We start from the raw sequence: 18,063 nt of genomic DNA on the forward strand, positions 1-18,063 counted from the left end.
CAGTGGCGGCATCGATTGCCGGGCGCACTCTCCCGGTGATCGCGGAGACGGGCAACCGCCCGTCTCCAGCCGGCTTTGGCGCCAATTGGCCGGCTCATACGACAAGGGGGAGGCACGCGTTGCCTCTCCTTCCCTGATTGGCCTTCCCACACCCTTTCGCGTTCCGGCGCCGCCGGCATGTCTTGCGGATTGGGTCGCGCCGATTTGCACCCCTGATTTTCTTCGCACCTTGAAAGCCTCCAACCGGTACCGGCACCTTTGCCATCGCCTCGGCCCTGCTTGTTTGCCGCTGCTCGGCCTGACGGCGTGGCATGTTTCCGCACAAGCCTTCGAACTCCCCAACGCCGGCGCGTTGATCCGGCAGAACGCCGATACGACGCGCGGCATCGAAGGCGAGTCCGGCGGCGAGCGCGCGAGCGCGTTGCCGCCGTCGACGCCGGCCCAGACGCCGCCCGCCGAGGGCGAGTTCAGCTTCGTCGTCGACGCGTTCACCTTCGATGGCGCACTTTCCGACGCGGAGCAGCAGCGCGTCGATGCCTTCCTCGCGCCGTGGCGCGGGCGCAGCGTGACGCTCGCACAATTGCATGCGCTGCGCGACGAACTGACAACGGTGCTGTACAACGGCGGCGATACGCTCGTGCGCGTGACGCTGCCGCCGCAGACCGTCACGGCAGGCGTGGTGCGCTTCGGCATCGAGCGCGGCCATGTGGAATCGGTCGCCGTGAAGAATGGTTCGAAGGTATCGACGCCACGGCTCAAGGCCATCCTGGAGACCACCAGCGAGGCCACGCCGACCCTGCGCGAAATCGAGCGCAACATGCGCGTCGTCCAAGGCATTCCCGGCGTCGGCCCGGTAGCGTCGACGCTCTCGACGGGAACCGAAGCGGGCGGCGCGATCGTCGGTGTCGACGTCGCGCCCGCCGACCGCTATTACGCCGCCGCGACCCTCGACAACTCGGGGTCGCGCCAGGCGGGCTGGCGCCGTGTCGGCGTGTCCGGCGGCGTCAACAACATGCTCGGCCTCGGCGACCAGTTGCAGGCGACCGTCTACTTCACGCCGCGTTTCATGCAGACGAGCTCGGGCGAGGAAGGGCGAACGCGCCTCGGCCGGCTGTCCTACGACATGCTGACCGGCTTGGGCGCGAGCCGGGCGGGCATTGCGTACTCGCATGTCGATTACAAGCTTGGCGAGGAATTCAGCGGCCTCGGCACGGGGAGCGCCGACGTTGCCAGCGTATATGGCTCTTCGCCGGTGATCCGCACCGCCAATGCGAGTCTCGACCTCGGCGCGAGCATGGAGGCGTGGTTCACGACCGACGAGCGGCTCGACAACATCCTCGTGAGCCGGCAACGCAACTACGTTGCGTCGATGCGGGCCGACGGCAACTACTACGGCAAATGGGGCGAGCGCCGCAACGCGACGCAGTACAGCTTCGTCACGAGCTATGGCACGACCACGCAGAAGGAATACGACTACAGCAGCGCCAACCCCGAGTATGTGGACCGCCGGTTCAATTTCCTGAAGATCGAACCGTCCGCGACTTTCATTCAGGCGCTGACATCGACCACGCAAGCGACGCTCTCGGTGCATGGCCAATGGGCGAGCCGCAGCCTGAACGGTTCGCAGCGGCTCGGCCTGGGTGGACCAACGGCCGTGCGCGCGTACGACCAGAACACCGCGTCTGTCGACGACGGCGTGATTGCTTCCGTTGGCGTGAGCCAGTTCATCCCGCCGCTGCCGGGCGTCGCGTTGCAGGTTTTCTATGACGACGCGCGCGGCCGGATCCGCAGCGATGGCGCCATGACGGGGGCGTCGGTGCACTTGCAGGGTTACGGGATTGGTGCGAGCTATACGGGCAAGCGCGTGTCGGCGCAGATCAGCTACGCGATGCGCGCGGGACCCGCGCCCGAGCATGCGGCGCGTCAGCAGACGTGGGTGACGGTTACGGCGGCGATTTAGGGAGGCCGCACGGTGTTGCAGAACCTCACGGCACTGGCCGCAACCCCGCCGCGACCCGCCCCATCTGCTCGACCCCGCCATCGAAAAGCCGCGCGAAGTACGGAATCAAATTCGGCATCATCAGCTGAATCAGCAGCAAGCCCACCAGCATCGTGAGCGCAAATCCAATCTGAAAGATCCCGATCTGCGGCGCGGCGCGATTCAAAATGCCGAGCGAGATATTCGTGATGAGCAACGCCACCACCACCGGCAGCGAGAGCAGCAGCCCGGCATTGAACACCGTCGCGCCCCAGTTCGCGATCAACCGGTAGCCATTGCCGGAAAGCACGTTCGCCGACACCGGCACGCTATGAAACGTCTCCACCAGCGCGGCAATCATCTGCAAATGCCCGTCGAAGACGAGAAACGCGAGCATCGCCATGATGTTGAGCCACGACGAAAGCGCAGGCGTAGAAGTATTGGCCTGCGGATCGAAGAATGACGCAAAGCCCAGCCCCATCCCCAGCCCCATCAAATCGCCGGCCGCCGTCACCACCGCGAACACGATCTGCATCGTAAAGCCCAGTGCCGCGCCGATCAGAAACTGATTAACCAGGATCCACACGCCTTCAGCCGAAAACACCGTGACCTGCGGCATGGACTGAAGCGTGGGTGCAACGATCAGCGTCGTGAACGCCGCAAGCCCGATCTTCACGCGCGTGGGCACGGAGCGATGGCCCACCAGCGGCGCGGCGGCCACCAGCGCGAGAATGCGCGTGAACGGCCAGAGGAACGCGGTGAGCCAGAGATTGAGCTGAGCGTAGGTGACGGTGAACATCGGCGGGCGTCTGCGAACGCAGGAAAGCGTGCGGGAATATGACCGCTCAGCTCGCGAGCGCCGGAATGCTCGCGAACATGCGATGCATGTAATCGAGCATCGTCGTGAGCATCCACGGTCCGGCAATCACGAGCGTCACCGCAATCGCGATGAGCTTGGGAATGAACGAGAGCGTGCTTTCGTTGATTTGCGTGGCCGCCTGGAACAGGCTCACCACGAGCCCCACCGCGAGCGACACGAGCAACAGCGGCGCGGCCAGCAGCAGCGCCACGTACATGGCTTCGTGCGAAAGGGTCAAGACGGTTTCGGGCGTCATGGCGAACTCCTCAGGTGAAGCTTTGCGCGAGCGAGCCGATCAGCAGCTGCCAGCCGTCCACGAGCACGAACAGCATGAGCTTGAACGGCAGCGAGATCGTTGCGGGCGAAACCATCATCATGCCCATCGACATGAGCACGCTCGCCACCACCATGTCGATGATCAGAAACGGAATGAAGATCGTGAAGCCGATCTGGAAGCCGGTCTTCAATTCGCTCGTGACGAACGAGGGCACGAGCAGCGTGAGCGGCACGTCCTCGGGGCCCTGCATGGGCGCTGCGTGCGAGATGCGCGCAAACAGCGCGAGGTCGGATTCGCGGGTCTGGCGCAGCATGAAGGTCTTGAAGGGCGCGACGCCGCGCGTCACGGCTTCGTCCATCGGCAGCGTGCCGGCGGCGAATGGCTTGTAGCCGTCGTTGTACGCCTTGTCGAGCACTGGCGACATCACGAACAGCGTGAGAAACAGCGCGAGGCCCACGAGCACCTGGTTGGGCGGCGTGGTGGTCGTGCCGAGCGCCTGGCGCAGCAGCGAGAGCACGATGATGATGCGCGTGAAGCTCGTCATCATCAGCACCATCGCGGGCAGGAACGACAGCATCGTGAGCAGCAGCATGGTCTGCACGCTCAGCGAATACGTGGTGCCGCCGTTCGGGCCCGGGCTCGTGTTGAAGGCGGGCAGGCCTTGCGGCTGCGCCAGGGCCTGTGCGTGCGCGAGGTGCGGCAGCAGCAGCGCTGCGGCGCCCGCACCGAGCACGAGCGCAACGGGCAATGCCGCGCGCGCGAGGCTAACGATCGAGGACGTGTGCGCGCGAGTGCGCGCGCCGGGAAGGGTGCTGCCGTGCATTACTGCGCTCCGCCGTCGTGACGCTTGAAACGTTTGCCTGCTTCGTGTTTCAACGCGTCACGAAAGCGTTGTCCGAAGTTGCCTTGAAGGGCGAGGGGGGCACCGGTGCCGGCAGCGGCCGGCAGTTCGCCCGCGGGCATCGTGTGCAGGAGGCGCACATTGCCGGGCGCGGCGCCCAGCACGAGCCAGGTGTCGCCGATCTCGACCACGGCCACGCGCTCCTTGCCGCCGAGCGAGGCGCCGCCCACGGTCTTCACGAGTGCGCTCTTCGGACCATGCTGGAGCCCGAGACGCCGCGCGAGCCATGCGCAGCCGAACACCACGCCGATCACGAGCAGCAGGCCGAACACGGTTTGCAGCACCGCGCCGAAGCCGAGCGAGGGCGCTGCGCTTCCCACGATCGCCGCCGATGCGCCCGACGCCGAGCGCGCGGCTTCGTTCACGGCCTGGTTGACGGTCTGCAAGTCGGCGGCTCGCGCGGGCATGGCGGCGAGCCATGCGCATGCGCTTGCCAGCGCGCAGCCGGATGCGGCAAGGCGTTTCATCGATTGAGCTTCCGGATGCGCTCGGAGGGCGTGATGATGTCGGTCAGGCGGATGCCGAACTTGTCGTTCACCACCACCACTTCGCCCTGGGCGATGAGGCAGCCGTTCACGAGCACGTCCATGGGCTCGCCGGCGAGGCCGTCGAGCTCCACCACCGAGCCCTGCGCCAGCTGCAGCAGGTTGCGGATGGCGATCTTGGTGCGGCCCAGTTCGACGGTCATCTGGACGGGGATGTCCAGGATCATGTCGATGTCGTTGCGCGTCGCGCCCGAATCGACCTTCGACAGCGGCTGGAACACGGCGGCGGGCTGCGCGGCCACTTCGTGGCTTTCGTGGCCGTTCTGCTCGGCGAGCGCGGCGGCCCAGTCGTCCATCGAGTCCATTGACTCCATTGCACCGGCCGCATCGGCCGCGGGGGCCGGGTCGCGCACGGGCTCGCTGCCTTGCATGGCGTTCACGTCACTCATATCCACCTTCCTTCATCGTGTCGGCTGCGCTGATCATCTTCTGGACCCGCAACGCGTATTGACCATTGAAAATTCCGTAGCCGCATTCCATCACCGGCACGCCGTCCACCTTGGCGACGATGTGCTCGGGAATGTTGATCGGCAGCACGTCGCCTTTTTTCATGTTCAGGATCTGCTCGAACGTGACCGGCACTTGCGCGAGATCCGCGGTGAGCTCCACTTCGGCGGCCTGCACCTGCTGCGAAAGCACGCGCACCCAGCGGCGGTCCACGTCGAGCACCTCGCCTTGCAGCGGCGAGGAGAGCACGTCGCGGATCGGCTCGATCATCGAGTAGGGCATGCAGATGTGCAGCGTGCCGCCGGTCGAGCCGAACTCGATCGAGAACTGCGTGACGATCACGATTTCGTTGGGGGTCGCGACGTTGGCGAACTGCGTGTGCATTTCAGAGCGCACGTATTCGAACGTGAGCGGGCGCACGCTTTTCCATGCGGTGGTGTAGTGATCGAACACGAGGTTGAGCAGCTTGCTGATGATGCGCTGCTCGGTCTGCGTGAAGTCGCGGCCTTCGACGCGCGTGTGAAAGCGCCCGTCGCCGCCGAACAGGTTGTCCACCACGAAGAACACGAGGTTCGGGTCGAACACGAACAGCGACGTGCCGCGCAGCGGCTTCACGTGCACGAGGTTCAGGTTCGTCGGGATCGGCAGGTTGCGCGTGAATTCGCTGTACTTCTGCACGCGCACGGGGCCCACGGAAATCTCGGCGGTGCGGCGCATGAAGTTGAAAATGCCCACGCGCAGCAGCCGCGCAAAACGCTCGTTGATGATTTCGAGCCCGGGCATGCGCCCGCGCACGATGCGTTCCTGCGTCGCGATGTTGTACGGCCGCACGCCGGGTTTTTCGGTCTGGGCGGCCTCGGTTTCGATCTCGCCGGTGACGCCCTTGAGGAGGGCGTCGACCTCCTCCTGCGACATGAACTCGTCGTGACCCATGCTCATGATGCAAGGCTCCGGATTGGCTGCGCGATATCCGCGATACCCGCGCGGGCACGCATGGCATGCAGGCGAACGCGCGGGTTCATGTTGAGCGTGTCCATGCTGGGCTTACTGCACGACGAATTCGGTGAACAGCACGTCTTCGACGTGACCGGCGGTGCCGCGCGAATCGGACGGCTGGGCGATGAGCGCGGCGAGCTCGGTCGCGAGCGCGCGCTTGCCGTCGAGCGGCGCGAGATCGGCCGGGTGCTTGTTCGAGAGCGCGAGCAGCAGGCGGCTGCGGATCTCGGGCATGTGCGCGACGAGCGCGTCCTGGGTCGCCTGGCTGTCGAGCTTGAGGGTGAGGCCGATGCGCAGGTAGTGCGTCTCGCCGTCGTCGGATTGCAGGTTGACGGTCATCGGCTCGAGCGCGTAGTAGACGGGCACGGCGGGCGGCGGGGGCGCGCTCGCGGCTGCCGGGGCGCTCGCCGCGTGGCGCGACATGAAGAACCAGACGCCGCCGCCCGCCGCGCCGGCGGCAAGCACCGCGATGAGCACGATGAGAAGGATGCGCTTCAGCGGTCCGGGTTGCGCGCCCTGGGGCGCGGCTTGCTGGGTTGCGGTCGTGGTCGCCATGTCGGTCGTGAGCCTGGGTAAGTCGTGATCGTGCTGATCATGCTGTTGTCGGGGCCGGGTGGCGCTTCGTTGCCGATCGCCATGATCGCCATGGCGCGCGCGCGCATTCATCCCGGCAGCCTGCATTGTTCCGGCTTTTGCGCTGCGGCGATGGGAGGAATAGACGGGGGATTTGCGGCTATCTCGTGGCTTTGTTGCGCGAGCGTGGCCTGGTAGGACGAGGCGTGGGGGTGCCGAGGCGCCGACGCATCGACGCCTCTGTCTGCACCGCTTTTGCTGCTTGCGACTGCGGGAATGTCTCAGGCAAACGTGTCGATCAAGCCCACGCTGCGCTGCGTGACCGTGGCGGCGGCGCTGGTTGCGCCGTCCGCGCCGCCGGCCGCGCCGATGCCCGCCACGCCAGCCGAACCCGACGCACGCGCGCCGCGCGAGCCCGATCCGCTGCCGCCGTCCTGTTGCGCCTGCTGGTTCATCTGGCGCGAGAAGCCGTCACTCACGCTCGCGCTGCCGAGGCCGATGCCGTTCTGCTGCATCTGTTCGCGCAGCTTCGGCAGCGCGGCCTCCACGGCCTCGCGCACCTGCTGATGCTGCGACACGAAGAGCGCGTGCGCATGGTTGTCGGCGACTTGCAGCACGACCTGCAATGGCCCGAGGTCCTTGGGATTGAGCGTGAGCTCCGCCGATTGCTGGTGGGCGTTCGAGAGGAACACCACCTTCTGGCTGAGCGCGTCCTCCCAGCCCGGCGTGCCCACCTGCGGGGCCAGCGTGGCGGAAGCCGCCGCCGCTGCGGCGGGGTTGGCGCTCGCGCTCTGGGCGGCCTGCGCCGCCTGGGCCTGAGCCGCGGCGGCTGCGGCCGCCTGGGTGGCGGCGAGGGCGTCTGTCGCGCTGCTCGATACCACGGGTTGCGCGGACGCTGCCTGCTGCTGCGCCGTTGCGGCCAGCGTGGCATTGGCGTTTTGCGCGGCTGCGTCCTGCGGCGCGGCGGCCACGGACTTGGCGGCGGTGTCGGCGGCGTTTTTGTCGTCGAGGCCGGCGCCCAGGGTTTTGGCCTTCGCCTGCGTGCTCATGTGCGCCGCAAAGCTGCCAGCTATCGTCGAATTGGCCGGGGTCGTGGCGGCGCCCTCGGTTGCGCCCGCAACCTGCGTGTTCAGCCTGGCCGCGCCGCCGCGCAGCGTCGCGAGCGTGGCGTGCAGCGCGTCGCTGACCGATTTCGGGTCGCCGCTGGCGGTACTCGTGCCGTCGCCCGCCGCGCCGCCCGTTATGCTTGCACCGTTCGCGTCGGTGCTCGCGCCCGCGGCTCCGGCGGCCGTCGAGGCGACGCTCGCGAGCGCGGCCTCGGCGGCCTGCGCGGTGGCATCGCCGTTGCTCAGCGCCTGCTGCGCCGTCTGCATGGCCTGTTGGGCTTGCTGCGCCTGAATCTGTGCCGCAGCGGCCTGCGAGCCGGCGGCTTCGGCCTGCTTCTGGCGCGCGAGGGCGTTGTCGGCGCGGTGATCGACGCTCGGTGCGTGCGCAGCGCCGCTACCGGCCTGCTGCGCGGGCTGGGACGCTTGCGCGGATGACGTGGACGGCGCGGATTGAGCAGACTGCGTCGTTGCGCTCGCGCCGCCGTGAGCGGTCGAAGCCGTGGACGCCGCGCCCGCCGAAGCGTGCGCCCCTTGCTGAGGCGAACTGGCCTGGACAACCGGGCGTGGCGCGCCGCCCCGCGCGTTCTGCGCGGCAATGCTTTGCTGGAGCGTTTGCGCGAAGCCCCGGCTCGCGAGGTCGAAAGCGCTCGCGGCGGCGCCATTGCCGGCGCTGCTCTGCGCGCCCGTGGCCGCATCCACGGCGGCGCCGAGCAACGAACTGACTGCGGATAGAAGCGACATGCTGCTTGCTCTCTTGAACGTGATCCGGACGCGCCGGCGTCACTAGTAAATCACCAATAAGTCACTAAACAGGTCACCAATTTCACGAATGCGCGTTGCGCATGCGCAGCGCGCGGGCGGCGTGCTCGTCGGCGTCGCGCTGTTCGCGGCGGGCGTCCTTGCGCGCCTGGACCTCCTCGTGGCGCGATTGCAGCACCTCGTACGAGCCGAGCTTCTGCTTGCTGCGCTGCCAGTCGGGCTTGGCCGCCTCCACGCGCTGCGTGGCCTGCTCGAGCAGGCGGCGCTGCTGGTCGATGGCGGTATCGAGCGTGTCGATGAACGCCTGGAAGTTGCGCACATTGCCGGCGGCCATGCCCGCGCGCGCCGACTCGGTGAAGCGCGCGTGATACTCGTCGCGGTAATCGATCAGCGACTTCAGCTGCTTTTCGATTTCCACGCGCTCGCGCTGCACGCGCCCGAGCTTTTGCGTTGCGGTGTCGACATCGTCCTGCGCGAGCCCGATGAGGGTTTGCAGTGCGGTCTGCTTCGTCATGTCCTGGCTCCCTGGCCGTTGCCCTGTGCATTGCCTGAAGTGTTGCCAATCAGCGCGCCGAGCATCTCGACGCTTTGTTCGTAGTTCGCGGTTTCGCGAAAGCCCTGCTGAAGAAACGCCTCGATGCGCGGATACAGCGCGATGGCGCGGTCGAGCACGGCGTCGCGCCCGCTCACGTAAGCGCCCACGTTGATGAGATCGCGGTTGCGCTGGTAGCGCGAGAGCATCTGCTTGAACACGCGCGTGCGGTTCAGATGCGGCTCGTCGATGAGCGCGGTCATCGCGCGGCTGATCGATGCCTCGATGTCGATGGCCGGATAGTGGCCCGCCTCCGCGAGCGTGCGCGAGAGCACGATGTGGCCGTCGAGAATCGCGCGCGCGGAGTCGGCGATCGGGTCCTGCTGGTCGTCGCCTTCGGTGAGCACGGTGTAGAACGCGGTGATCGAGCCGCCGCCTTCGGGGCCGTTGCCGGTGCGCTCGACGAGCGCGGGCAGCTTCGCGAACACCGAAGGCGGATAGCCCTTGGTCGCGGGCGGCTCGCCGATCGCGAGCGCGATCTCGCGCTGCGCCATCGCGTAGCGCGTGAGCGAATCCATCAGCAGCAGCACGTGCTTGCCCTGGTCGCGGAAGTATTCGGCGAGCGTGGTTGTGTACGCGGCGGCCTGCATGCGCAGGAGCGGCGAGACGTCGGCGGGCGCGGCCACCACGACCGAGCGCGCGAGGCCGTCCTCGCCGAGAATCTGCTCGATGAATTCCTTCACTTCGCGGCCGCGCTCGCCAATCAGGCCGATCACGATCACTTCCGCGCTGGTGGCGCGCGCCATGGTGCCGAGCAGCACAGACTTGCCGACGCCCGAGCCGGCAAAGAGGCCCATGCGCTGGCCGCGCCCGACCGTGAGCAGCGCGTTGATCGCACGCACGCCCACGTCGAGCACCTTGTGGATCGGCTCGCGGTTCAGCGGGTTGATGACGGGCGCGGTGAGCGGCGCATCGGCTTCGGCATTCAATGCGCCCAGGCCGTCGAGCGGGCGGCCCGAGGCGTCGAGCACGCGCCCGAGCAGCCCCCAGCCCACCGGCAGGCGCTTGGCCCCCGACATCGGGTCGGCAATCGGCGCGCTCTCGAGCGGCCAGACGCGCGCGCCCGGCAACAGGCCCGCCACTTCCGTGGTGGGCATGAGAAAGAGCTTGTCGCCCGCGAAGCCCACCACCTCGGCCTCGGCCATCGGCAGCGAGCTGCCCGGCGGCAGTTCGATCATGACTTCGGCGCCCACGGCGAGGCGCAGCCCCACGGCTTCGAGCACGAGGCCCGCCGCGCGCGTGAGGCGGCCGCAGCCGCGCAGCGGCAAGGCCAGTGCGTTGCGCGCGCGCACGCTCGCGAGATGGGCGTTCCAGGCGGCCAGGTGGGGGTTGGCCGGGTCGTAGCTGGGCGGCGGGGTGCAGGCCGCGCGCTGGTCGGCGGCTGGTTCACGCGGGCCGCTTTGGCTCGCCGATGGATTGTCGTGGCCGGCATCGGCGCCGTTCCACGCTGGGCTGGAGGCATCGGCTGCATTGTCTGCATCGGCAGCATTGGTCGCGTTGGCGATGGCTGCCTCGACGGCGTCGAGCGTCGCGGCCGCTTGAGCGGCTGCATCGGCGCCATGCTGGCTTGCTTGCGCGCCGTCGTCCACCAGCACGCCGCGCACTTGCGCCGGGTCATGCGCGCCGGGCCCGAACGATGCGAGCGCAAGCTCCTGCTCGAGCGGCGTGAGGCCGCCCGTGTGGATCGTCTGGTGCGGGCTGGGATTCATCGTGCTCACCACGGCCGCGCCTTGCCGAGCGCCAGCGCCACACGCTCCCAGCGCGTGCCGATGGCCGCATCCGCTTCGCCGCTCGCCGCCTGCGCGCGGCAGCCGCCGCGCTCGAGCGCGGCATCGGTGCGCACGGACCAGCCGCGCGCCTGCAGTTCTTCCATCAGATACGCCTCCACCACCGGCAGATCGGCGGGACTCACCACGAGTTGCGGCGAGCCCGTGAGCTGCGGCTCGTGCGCGAGCACCTCGCGCGCCGCGGCGACGAGCGCCGTCGGGTCGTGCTGCACGTGCTGGCGCACCACCTGCTGCGCGATGTCGAGCGCGAGCTCGACGAGCGTGTCGGCCACGCCCGCTTCGGCCGTTTGCAGCGCCTCGGCAAAGCGTTGCGCGAGCTGCGCCAGTTGCCGCGCCTGGACGCGCGCTTCTTCGCGCCCCTGCTCGAAGCCCTGCTTGTGGCCCTGTTCGTAGCCGGCCTGATAGCCGAGCGCCTGGCCCGCCACGTGACCCGACTTCAGGCCTTCCTGATGGGCGTTCTCGCGAATGCGCAGCAATTGCGCCTCGAAAGCGGCGGTTTCGTCGGGCGTGGGCGGCGGCGGGGGCGGGGGCGGCGGGTCGAACGACGCCATCTCCCAGCGCTGGTACGCCGAGGGCGCGCGCCGCTGCTGCCGCGTGCCCGTTTGCGTTTGCGTTGCTTCGTCAGACATACGCGTCTTCCGCCTTTCCGCCGATCACGATCTGACCGCTTTCGGCAAGATTGCGAACGATCTGAAGGATACGCCGCTGCTGTGCTTCGACCTCCGAAACACGTACAGGGCCGCGCGCGTCGAGGTCCTCGGCGAGCAGTTCGGCGGCGCGCTGCGACATGTTCGAGAGGAACTTGGTGCGCAGCGCGGGCGGCGCGCCCTTGAGCGAGATGATGAGCGACTCCGACTCCACTTCCTTGAGCAGCAACTGGATCGCGCGGTCTTCGAGATCGAGCAGGTTCTCGAAAACAAACATCTGGTCGATGATCTTCTGGGCCAGTTCGGCGTCGTACTGGCGCACGTTTTCGATCACGCCTTCCTCGTGCTGGCTCGTCATGAAGTTGAGGATCTCGGCGGCCGTGCGGATGCCGCCCATCGGGCTGCGCTTCAGGTTGTCGCTGCCCGAGAGCAGGCCCGTGAGCACGTCGTCGAGCTCGCGCAGCGCCTGCGGCTGGATGCCGTCGAGCGTCGCGATGCGCAGCAGCACGTCGTTGCGCAGGCGCTCGCTGAAGCACGAGGCGATCTCCGAGGCCTGGTCGCGGTCCAGATGCACGAGGATCGTGGCGATGATCTGCGGATGCTCGTTCTTGATGAGCTCGGCGACCGACCCCGAATCCATCCACTTGAGACCTTCTATGCCGCTCGTGTCGCCGCCTTGCAGGATGCGGTCGATCACGGCGCCGGCCTTGTCCTCGCCGAGCGCCTTGGTGAGCACGCTGCGGATGTAGTCGTTCGAGTCGAGCGAGAGCGCGCTGTGCTGCTCAGCTTCCTTCACGAACTCCTGCAGCACGGCGTCGATCTCTTCGCGCTTGACGTTCTTGAGCGCGGCCATGGCGGCGCCGATCTTCTGCACCTCGCGCGGGCCGAGGAACTTGAAGACCTGCGCGGCCTCTTCCTCGCCGATCGACATGAGCAGCAGTGCGCTCTTGGTGGCTCCTTCAGCGTTCATCGTTCACCCAGTTCTTGACCACGGTTGCGACGATCTTCGGATCCTGGCGCGCAATGCTGCGCGCGAATTCGAGGTTGCGTTCGAACTTGTGCTTGTCGTTTTCGAGTGCGAGCAGGGCGGGGTCCGCTTCGGCGTCTGCCGCGCCTTCGAGCTTGTCCGCGCTGGGCAGGCCGTCGAGCAGCATCGGCTCGTCCATGCCCGCGAGCGCGGGCAGGGCGGCGGCCGGCGGGGGCGGCGGGAAGGCCCGGCGCAGCGCCGGCTTGACCATCACGAAGTAGAGGAACAGCGCCACCACGCCGATGCCAAGCCAGGTCGCGACTTGCTTCGCGAGCGCGAGCATGTCGGGCTGGCGCCACCACGGCAGGTTCGCGTTCGGATCGACTTCGGTCTGGAAGGCGGCGTTCACCACGTTCACCGAGTCGCCGCGCTTCGCGTCATAGCCCATCGAGTCCTTCACGAGCTGCTCGACCTGCGCGAGCTTTTGCGCGTCGAGCGGCTGCAGCGTGGCGTGCCCCTTCGCGTCCACCTTCTGCTGATAGTTCACGACCACCGCCACCGAGAGCCGCTTGATGCTGCCCGGCGCCTGGCTGAAGTGGCGCACGGTCTTGTCGAGCTCGTAGTTCGTGGTGGTGTCGCGATGATCCGAGACCGGCGTGGTGCTGGGCGCGCCGTTCGCACCCGCCGCCGGTGCGGTGATGGGCGCGGAAGCGGGCTGCGGCGGCGTGTTCGAGAGCGCGCCCGGCACGCCGCCGGCGCTCGACTGCTGCGAATCGGTGGCGATGCTCTGCTGCTGGCTGCGGATCGCGGCCTGCTGCGGGCTGCCGTTGGGCGCGTAGTTTTCCGAAGTCTGCTCGAGCTTCGAGAAGTCGAGGTCGGCGCTCACCTGCGAGCGCGCATTGCCGGCGCCGAAGAGGGGCGCGAGGATCGCGTCGATGCGCGCCTGGGTGTCGTGCTCGACCTGGCGCACGTACTTGAGCTGCGAGGCGTCGAGGCCGGCGCTCGCGGCGCTCTGCGTGAGCAGGTTGCCGTCCTGGTCGGCCACGGTCACATTGCGTACCGGCAGATCGGGCACGGCCGAGGCGACCATGTGCGTGATGGCGGCCACCTGGCCTTCATCGAGCACGCGGCCGGGGTACAGGTTGACGAGCACCGAGGCCGTGGGCGCCTCGCGCTCGCGCACGAACACCGAGGGCTTCGGAATCGCCAGATGCACGCGCGCGGACTTCACGCTCTGGATCGATTGAATCGTTTGCTCGAGCTCGCCTTCGAGGGCGCGCTGGTAGTTCACCTGCTCGGCGAACTGGCTGATGCCGAACTTCTGGTTGTCCATCAGCTCGAAGCCCACCGAGCCGCTCTTGGGCAGGCCCTGCTGGGCGAGACGCAGGCGCATTTCGCCCACCTGCTCGGACGGCACGAGAATCGCGCCGCCGCCTTCCGAGAGCTTGTACGGCACGTTGGCGGCTTGCAGCGCCGTAATGATCGCGCCGCCGTCGCGGTCCGAGAGATTGCTGTAGAGCACCTTGTAGTCGGGCGCGCGCGACCACAGGATCAGGCCCGCGACCACGGCGACGAGCACCGCCACCGCCACGATGAGCGGCGCGCGCGGGTTGCCGCGCACATTGCGCAGCGAAGAAAGCGAACCGAGGCGCTGCGCCAGGCCGCCGCCCAGGTCCTCCCCGAGCCCGCCTGCCGCGCCCGCCGCGCCGGCCGCGGCCACGCCCGGAGCGGCGCCGCTGGTGGCGAGGCCCACCCGGGCATCGGGGTTGATCAACGAGTTGGCAGACGAATCCATGCGACGGGTTTCTCCGGGAGGCTGGCTGTTCCCGCTTGCACGGCATGCGCGCGGCGGAAACTTTCACGACAGCGATTATCCGCACCCGCCGGCAACCCGATTGCGCGAATAGAGCCGGGTTTTCCCCCTAGTTTCGAGGCTGCCGGAAATGGCGAATTGCTATGCTCCTTCCCAGATTCGGAGCGCTGTATGCCATCCGCGTACAACTCGCAGGTGAGCTGCACGTCACCTGCATGGGCGCCGGATTCGCCGGGCGGCGGCATCCGCCCTCGCACGATCCCTCTTTATTCGTGGAGCAAACATGACCGTGCCAGTCAACCCACTCACGTCGGCCCTTGCGCAGATGCAGTCCATGGCCGCCCAGGCGGCAAGCGATACCAGCGCCGCCGACGTCGGCTCGGGCGCGGCCACCGCGGGCGGCTTCGCCGCGGCGCTCAAGTCGTCCATCGACAAGATCAGCGCCGATCAGCAAAAGGCCGTGGGCGAGTCCCAGGCGTTCGAGCTCGGGGCCGGCAACGTTTCGCTCAACGACGTCATGGTCGACATGCAGAAGGCCAATGTCGGCTTCCAGTTCGGCCTGCAGGTGCGCAACAAGCTCGTTGCGGCCTACACGGACATCATGCAGATCCAGGTCTAGCGGCCAGCCAGGGGTGAGTGACTGGCCGCCGGTGTCGCGCCTGCGTACTTTCAAAGACATTAAAGCTTCTCCCGCGCCGTTCCGATAACACGGCTATACCCGGCACGCGCCACGCAAGGCAAAGGGCCGGATGCACCGTATCCATAGCCGAACGTTCGAAGGAGAAGCGCCGATGTTTTCCCCTGCACAGTCTGGAGCCAACGCTTATGCACGCGTGGGTGTCGAAACAGGGGTCATGGGCGCGAGTCCGCACAAGCTGATCGCGCTCCTGTACGAAGGCGCGCGCAAGGCGATTGCGCAAGCCCGCATGCATCTGCAAATGGGCAATGTGGGCCCGCGCGGCGAGGCGATTGGCAAGGCCATCCGGATTGTCGAAAGCGGGCTTCAGCTGGCGTTGAACGTCGAGGCGGGCGGAGAAGTCGCGCAGCGCCTGAACGCACTTTACGGTTACATGACGCGACGCCTGCTCGAAGCGAACATTCAACAGAGCGAATCCATGCTGGTCGAAGTCGACGGCCTGCTGGCGACGCTCGAGGAAGCCTGGTTGGGGATTGCGCCGGAAGTGGAGCGGATGGCGAGAGAGTCGTCCGCGCCCGTGCCCGGTTCATTGACGAGATGAATTCGAAAGCAGACTACTTTGCCCGCTACGAGGCGATTGCGGCGGTCTCGGAGCAGATGCTCCATGCCGCGCGCGGCGCAAGCTGGAACGAGCTGATCGGCCTTCAGGAGGAGTACCGGCGCCTGGTGGACGCGCTCAGGAACGCCGATTTCGGCATCCGGCTCACCGCCGCGGAGCGCACGCGCAAGTACGAACTGATCCGGCAGATCCTCGCCGATGACGCCGCGATCCGCGACCTCGCGAGCCCGTGCATGGCGCGCCTGGCGGCGCTCTTTCAGGGCACCGCGCAGCCGTCGCGGGTGTTGCAGGAGCTGTACGGCGCGCCCTAGGGCCGGGTCGCGCGAGGCCTCCGATGCCGTCGGGGCGCCTGTGCGCGGCGAACCAAAGCCGATTGGCGCGAAGCAGCACGCACGGCACAAGCACGAGCCGACACGCTCGCGCACGAATATTGACAGCGCCGCGTCGCCGCATAGGACGCGCGGCGCACAACCTGGCCCGTGCGGGCCACGCTCCGCATGAACGGAATCGATACGAGCGCTGCGGCGCTGCTCGCGAGCCGCATAGGCGCCCTGGGCGCGGCGGGCTCCCAGGGCAGCGCGGGCGCCGCGCAGGCAGGCGTTTCCGCGCTCACCGGCGGCGCGGCCGCGCTGGCCGATCCGCGCAACGCCGGCTCGCCGCAGGCATCGGCGCAAACGGTGCTTTCCGCCGTCGCGCTCGCGCTCGACGCGATCATCCGCTCGGGCGGCGAGGCCACGCCCGCCGTGGTCGGGCGCGCGCCGATCTGGGCCGATCCGGCGGCTGCCGGCCAGGCGATGGCGGCAGACACTGGCTCGCTGCCGCTGCCGGGCCTCGCGAATTCCACTGCCCAGACGGGGGCCACGGACCCGGCACAAGCCCAAGTCCAGGCGCTGGAGGCCGCGCTGCTTGCCGACCTGGAGGCCTCGACGGCTGGGGCGGCGCAGGCTGGACTGCCAGGCAGCGCGCAAGACGCCGAAGGTGCTGCCGGTGCGAGTAGCGCGGCGGCTGCGAATGCAGCTGAAAGTGGCGGCATGACCGCCGGCCCGGGCGGCGCCCAAGGCGCCGCGCCGTCCTCGCCGCCGCAGGGCGCACAAGGCACGCAAGGCGCACAAGCGGCCCAGCGCGCCGCACCCGCCATGCAATCCGGCCCGGTTGCCGCGCTGGCGGCCACGCTTGCGCAGACGGTGGCGTCGAGCGGGCTCTTCTACGAATCGCATCTCGCCCAATGGCTGCGCGGCCAGCGCACGCCCGGAGAGCTCGCCGACGAACCGCAGAACCGCCTGACCGGCGGCAGCGCGCAGTTGCCGCTCGAATTTGCGGCCGACCGGAATCTCGCCGCCGACGACATCGCCGACGTGCTGTGGACCGATCTGCCCAGCGCCGCCCAGCAAGGCGCGCGGGCGGGCAGCACGGCCAACGCCGCGGGGACAGCGGCCTCGGGCGCGCGCGGCGAAGCCAATGCCGATGGGCTCGCCGAGGAGGGGGAGCGCGCCGGCGGCAGCACGGTAGCCGCGCTCGCCGATGCGCTGCTGCCCGCCGCCCGCACGCTCGCCGGGGCCGGCGCGGGAGTGGGCGTGCACGGCGCGTTGCTGCCGCTCGTGCGTCAACAACTCGACTTGCTCGCGACCGGGGAATTTCGCTGGACCGGCGTGGCATGGCCGGGCGTGCGGCTCGACTGGAGCATCCAGCCGGACGACGACGAGCGCCACACCCGGCAAGATCCGCGCGCGGGGCGCGCTGCCGACGAAGACGAAACGCCATGGCGCACGCGTCTCACGCTGGCACTGCCGGCGCTGGGCACCGTCGACGCGGAGCTTGCGCTCACGGGCTCGACGCTCTCGGTGCGCGTGCAGGCGAGCCCGGGCGGCGCGCAGCGCCTCAGCGCGCACAGCGAGGCGCTGCGCGGGCGGCTCGAAGCGCTGGGGCTCGCGCTCGCGGGGCTGTCGATCCGCGAGATCGGCGGCGCGGGCGGCATGAACGGCATGGGTGGCGCAGCAGGCGTGGACGGCATGTGGGCCGCCGGTGCGTATGCGCGTGCCGCTGAGGCGACGCATGCGGCATCGCCGGCGCACGCGGCCGATGCGCCGCACGCCACGGACTCGACAGATTGGGAGCTCGGATGAGCCGCACGCATCGCAGAAGCGCCGCCGCACTCGCCTACGACGACCCGGTCGCGCGTGACGGTGCGCCGCGCGTGGTCGCGAAAGGCTATGGGCTCGTGGCCGAGATGATCGTGCAGCGCGCGAAGGAAGCGGGCCTCTACGTGCACGAAGCGCCGGAGATGGTCTCGCTGCTGATGCAGGTGGATCTGGATTCGCAGATCCCGCCGCAGCTTTATCAGGCCGTGGCGGAACTGCTTGCGTGGCTGCATGGGCTCGAGGCGGCGGAAAGCGAGGCGCAACACGCTGCGCAAACGGAACAGGCGGCACAAGCGACCCAAGCGACCCAAGCGGCGACCCAGACGGCGTCGCGATCGCGGCTGCCGGACGCCAAGTCGCTCGCGGGCAACCCGTTGCGCCTGCCCGCGCTGCCGCGCTAGCGGTGTTTGCGGCATGCGCCC

19 protein-coding genes are annotated in these 18,063 nt (G+C 68.4%); 6 read left to right on the forward strand and 13 right to left on the reverse strand.

From position 1 onward, the window contains the following. The first annotated feature begins 229 nt into the window (after positions 1–229). The gene (locus PWP93_RS13470; protein WP_421044815.1) at positions 230–1,960 is read left to right on the forward strand and encodes a ShlB/FhaC/HecB family hemolysin secretion/activation protein; all 1,731 of its coding nucleotides are present in this window, start codon (positions 230–232) and stop codon (positions 1,958–1,960) included. Positions 1,961–1,985: 25 nt separating this feature from the next. On the opposite strand, the gene fliR is transcribed toward PWP93_RS13470, so the two are convergent. The 13 genes from fliR to fliF all read right to left on the reverse strand — a co-directional run bounded on the left by fliR (position 1,986) and on the right by fliF (position 14,229). After that, complete coding sequence (fliR, locus tag PWP93_RS13475; RefSeq protein WP_421044816.1) at positions 1,986–2,777, reverse strand: flagellar biosynthetic protein FliR; 792 nt, start codon at positions 2,775–2,777, stop codon at positions 1,986–1,988. A gap of 46 nt (positions 2,778–2,823) precedes the next feature. Then, on the reverse strand, positions 2,824–3,093 hold the full coding sequence (gene fliQ, locus PWP93_RS13480) for a flagellar biosynthesis protein FliQ (protein WP_421025006.1): 270 nt from the start codon (positions 3,091–3,093) through the stop codon (positions 2,824–2,826). A 10-nt stretch (positions 3,094–3,103) separates the two neighbouring features. Further along, positions 3,104–3,937: a flagellar type III secretion system pore protein FliP gene (gene fliP, locus PWP93_RS13485; protein WP_421044817.1), complete on the reverse strand. Its 834-nt coding sequence runs from the start codon at positions 3,935–3,937 to the stop codon at positions 3,104–3,106. Further along, complete coding sequence (fliO, locus tag PWP93_RS13490; RefSeq protein WP_421044818.1) at positions 3,937–4,482, reverse strand: flagellar biosynthetic protein FliO; 546 nt, start codon at positions 4,480–4,482, stop codon at positions 3,937–3,939. Before fliO ends, fliP begins: the two co-directional genes overlap by 1 nt. Continuing rightward, positions 4,479–4,949, reverse strand: a complete 471-nt coding sequence (gene fliN, locus PWP93_RS13495; RefSeq protein WP_421025003.1) for a flagellar motor switch protein FliN — start codon at positions 4,947–4,949, stop codon at positions 4,479–4,481. The genes fliO and fliN overlap by 4 nt, the downstream gene beginning before the upstream one ends. Further along, positions 4,942–5,940, reverse strand: coding sequence for a flagellar motor switch protein FliM (fliM, locus tag PWP93_RS13500; RefSeq protein WP_129563413.1), 999 nt, complete (start codon positions 5,938–5,940; stop codon positions 4,942–4,944). The genes fliN and fliM overlap by 8 nt, the downstream gene beginning before the upstream one ends. 111 nt (positions 5,941–6,051) lie before the next feature. Further along, positions 6,052–6,558: a flagellar basal body-associated protein FliL gene (fliL, locus tag PWP93_RS13505; protein ID WP_421025002.1), complete on the reverse strand. Its 507-nt coding sequence runs from the start codon at positions 6,556–6,558 to the stop codon at positions 6,052–6,054. A 299-nt stretch (positions 6,559–6,857) separates the two neighbouring features. Beyond that, positions 6,858–8,423: a flagellar hook-length control protein FliK gene (locus PWP93_RS13510; RefSeq protein WP_421044819.1), complete on the reverse strand. Its 1,566-nt coding sequence runs from the start codon at positions 8,421–8,423 to the stop codon at positions 6,858–6,860. 82 nt (positions 8,424–8,505) lie between these two features. Continuing rightward, the gene (gene fliJ, locus PWP93_RS13515; protein WP_421025000.1) at positions 8,506–8,955 is read right to left on the reverse strand and encodes a flagellar export protein FliJ; all 450 of its coding nucleotides are present in this window, start codon (positions 8,953–8,955) and stop codon (positions 8,506–8,508) included. Continuing rightward, positions 8,952–10,742 (reverse strand): flagellar protein export ATPase FliI, encoded by a 1,791-nt coding sequence (fliI, locus tag PWP93_RS13520; protein WP_421045091.1) that lies wholly within the window; start codon positions 10,740–10,742, stop codon positions 8,952–8,954. The genes fliJ and fliI overlap by 4 nt, the downstream gene beginning before the upstream one ends. A 5-nt stretch (positions 10,743–10,747) precedes the next feature. Further along, on the reverse strand, positions 10,748–11,449 hold the full coding sequence (gene fliH / locus PWP93_RS13525) for a flagellar assembly protein FliH (protein WP_421024999.1): 702 nt from the start codon (positions 11,447–11,449) through the stop codon (positions 10,748–10,750). Further along, positions 11,442–12,437 carry a flagellar motor switch protein FliG gene (gene fliG, locus PWP93_RS13530; protein ID WP_421024998.1) on the reverse strand — a complete coding sequence of 332 codons (996 nt, stop codon included), beginning with the start codon at positions 12,435–12,437 and terminating at the stop codon, positions 11,442–11,444. Before fliG ends, fliH begins: the two co-directional genes overlap by 8 nt. Next, positions 12,427–14,229 carry a flagellar basal-body MS-ring/collar protein FliF gene (gene fliF / locus PWP93_RS13535; protein WP_421044820.1) on the reverse strand — a complete coding sequence of 601 codons (1,803 nt, stop codon included), beginning with the start codon at positions 14,227–14,229 and terminating at the stop codon, positions 12,427–12,429. The genes fliG and fliF overlap by 11 nt, the downstream gene beginning before the upstream one ends. Before the next feature lie 301 nt (positions 14,230–14,530). Here fliF and fliE point away from each other — a divergent pair, with 301 nt between their 5' ends. The 5 genes from fliE to PWP93_RS13560 all read left to right on the forward strand — a co-directional run bounded on the left by fliE (position 14,531) and on the right by PWP93_RS13560 (position 18,042). Beyond that, positions 14,531–14,866, forward strand: a complete 336-nt coding sequence (gene fliE / locus PWP93_RS13540) for a flagellar hook-basal body complex protein FliE (RefSeq protein ID WP_035532191.1) — start codon at positions 14,531–14,533, stop codon at positions 14,864–14,866. 172 nt (positions 14,867–15,038) lie between these two features. Continuing rightward, positions 15,039–15,485, forward strand: a complete 447-nt coding sequence (gene fliS / locus PWP93_RS13545) for a flagellar export chaperone FliS (RefSeq protein ID WP_421024996.1) — start codon at positions 15,039–15,041, stop codon at positions 15,483–15,485. Continuing rightward, entirely contained in the window at positions 15,482–15,814 is a 333-nt protein-coding gene (locus tag PWP93_RS13550; protein WP_421044821.1) for a flagellar protein FliT, read from the forward strand. The genes fliS and PWP93_RS13550 overlap by 4 nt, the downstream gene beginning before the upstream one ends. Positions 15,815–16,000: 186 nt before the next feature. Further along, entirely contained in the window at positions 16,001–17,626 is a 1,626-nt protein-coding gene (locus tag PWP93_RS13555) for a flagellar hook-length control protein FliK (RefSeq protein ID WP_421044822.1), read from the forward strand. Further along, on the forward strand, positions 17,623–18,042 hold the full coding sequence (locus PWP93_RS13560; RefSeq protein ID WP_421044823.1) for an EscU/YscU/HrcU family type III secretion system export apparatus switch protein: 420 nt from the start codon (positions 17,623–17,625) through the stop codon (positions 18,040–18,042). The genes PWP93_RS13555 and PWP93_RS13560 overlap by 4 nt, the downstream gene beginning before the upstream one ends. Positions 18,043–18,063: the final 21 nt, after the last annotated feature.

It is taken from the genome of Paraburkholderia sp. A1RI-2L (assembly GCF_048957375.1).
Classification (GTDB): domain Bacteria; phylum Pseudomonadota; class Gammaproteobacteria; order Burkholderiales; family Burkholderiaceae; genus Paraburkholderia.

Excerpts from the sequence above, each read along its gene's own strand:
- fliI (WP_421045091.1), bottom strand. The coding sequence starts at position 10,742 with ATGAATCCCAGCCCGCACCAGACGATCCACACGGGCGGCCTCACGCCG.
- fliM (WP_129563413.1), bottom strand. The coding sequence starts at position 5,940 with ATGGGTCACGACGAGTTCATGTCGCAGGAGGAGGTCGACGCCCTCCTC.
- PWP93_RS13510 (WP_421044819.1), bottom strand. The coding sequence starts at position 8,423 with ATGTCGCTTCTATCCGCAGTCAGTTCGTTGCTCGGCGCCGCCGTGGAT.
- fliQ (WP_421025006.1), bottom strand. The coding sequence starts at position 3,093 with ATGACGCCCGAAACCGTCTTGACCCTTTCGCACGAAGCCATGTACGTG.
- fliR (WP_421044816.1), bottom strand. The coding sequence starts at position 2,777 with ATGTTCACCGTCACCTACGCTCAGCTCAATCTCTGGCTCACCGCGTTC.
- fliS (WP_421024996.1), top strand. The coding sequence starts at position 15,039 with ATGTTTTCCCCTGCACAGTCTGGAGCCAACGCTTATGCACGCGTGGGT.
- fliJ (WP_421025000.1), bottom strand. The coding sequence starts at position 8,955 with ATGACGAAGCAGACCGCACTGCAAACCCTCATCGGGCTCGCGCAGGAC.
- fliL (WP_421025002.1), bottom strand. The coding sequence starts at position 6,558 with ATGGCGACCACGACCGCAACCCAGCAAGCCGCGCCCCAGGGCGCGCAA.
- fliN (WP_421025003.1), bottom strand. The coding sequence starts at position 4,949 with ATGAGTGACGTGAACGCCATGCAAGGCAGCGAGCCCGTGCGCGACCCG.
- fliO (WP_421044818.1), bottom strand. The coding sequence starts at position 4,482 with ATGAAACGCCTTGCCGCATCCGGCTGCGCGCTGGCAAGCGCATGCGCA.
- fliE (WP_035532191.1), top strand. The coding sequence starts at position 14,531 with ATGACCGTGCCAGTCAACCCACTCACGTCGGCCCTTGCGCAGATGCAG.
- PWP93_RS13550 (WP_421044821.1), top strand. The coding sequence starts at position 15,482 with ATGAATTCGAAAGCAGACTACTTTGCCCGCTACGAGGCGATTGCGGCG.
- fliG (WP_421024998.1), bottom strand. The coding sequence starts at position 12,437 with ATGAACGCTGAAGGAGCCACCAAGAGCGCACTGCTGCTCATGTCGATC.
- PWP93_RS13555 (WP_421044822.1), top strand. The coding sequence starts at position 16,001 with ATGAACGGAATCGATACGAGCGCTGCGGCGCTGCTCGCGAGCCGCATA.
- fliP (WP_421044817.1), bottom strand. The coding sequence starts at position 3,937 with ATGCACGGCAGCACCCTTCCCGGCGCGCGCACTCGCGCGCACACGTCC.
- PWP93_RS13560 (WP_421044823.1), top strand. The coding sequence starts at position 17,623 with ATGAGCCGCACGCATCGCAGAAGCGCCGCCGCACTCGCCTACGACGAC.
- fliH (WP_421024999.1), bottom strand. The coding sequence starts at position 11,449 with ATGTCTGACGAAGCAACGCAAACGCAAACGGGCACGCGGCAGCAGCGG.
- fliF (WP_421044820.1), bottom strand. The coding sequence starts at position 14,229 with ATGGATTCGTCTGCCAACTCGTTGATCAACCCCGATGCCCGGGTGGGC.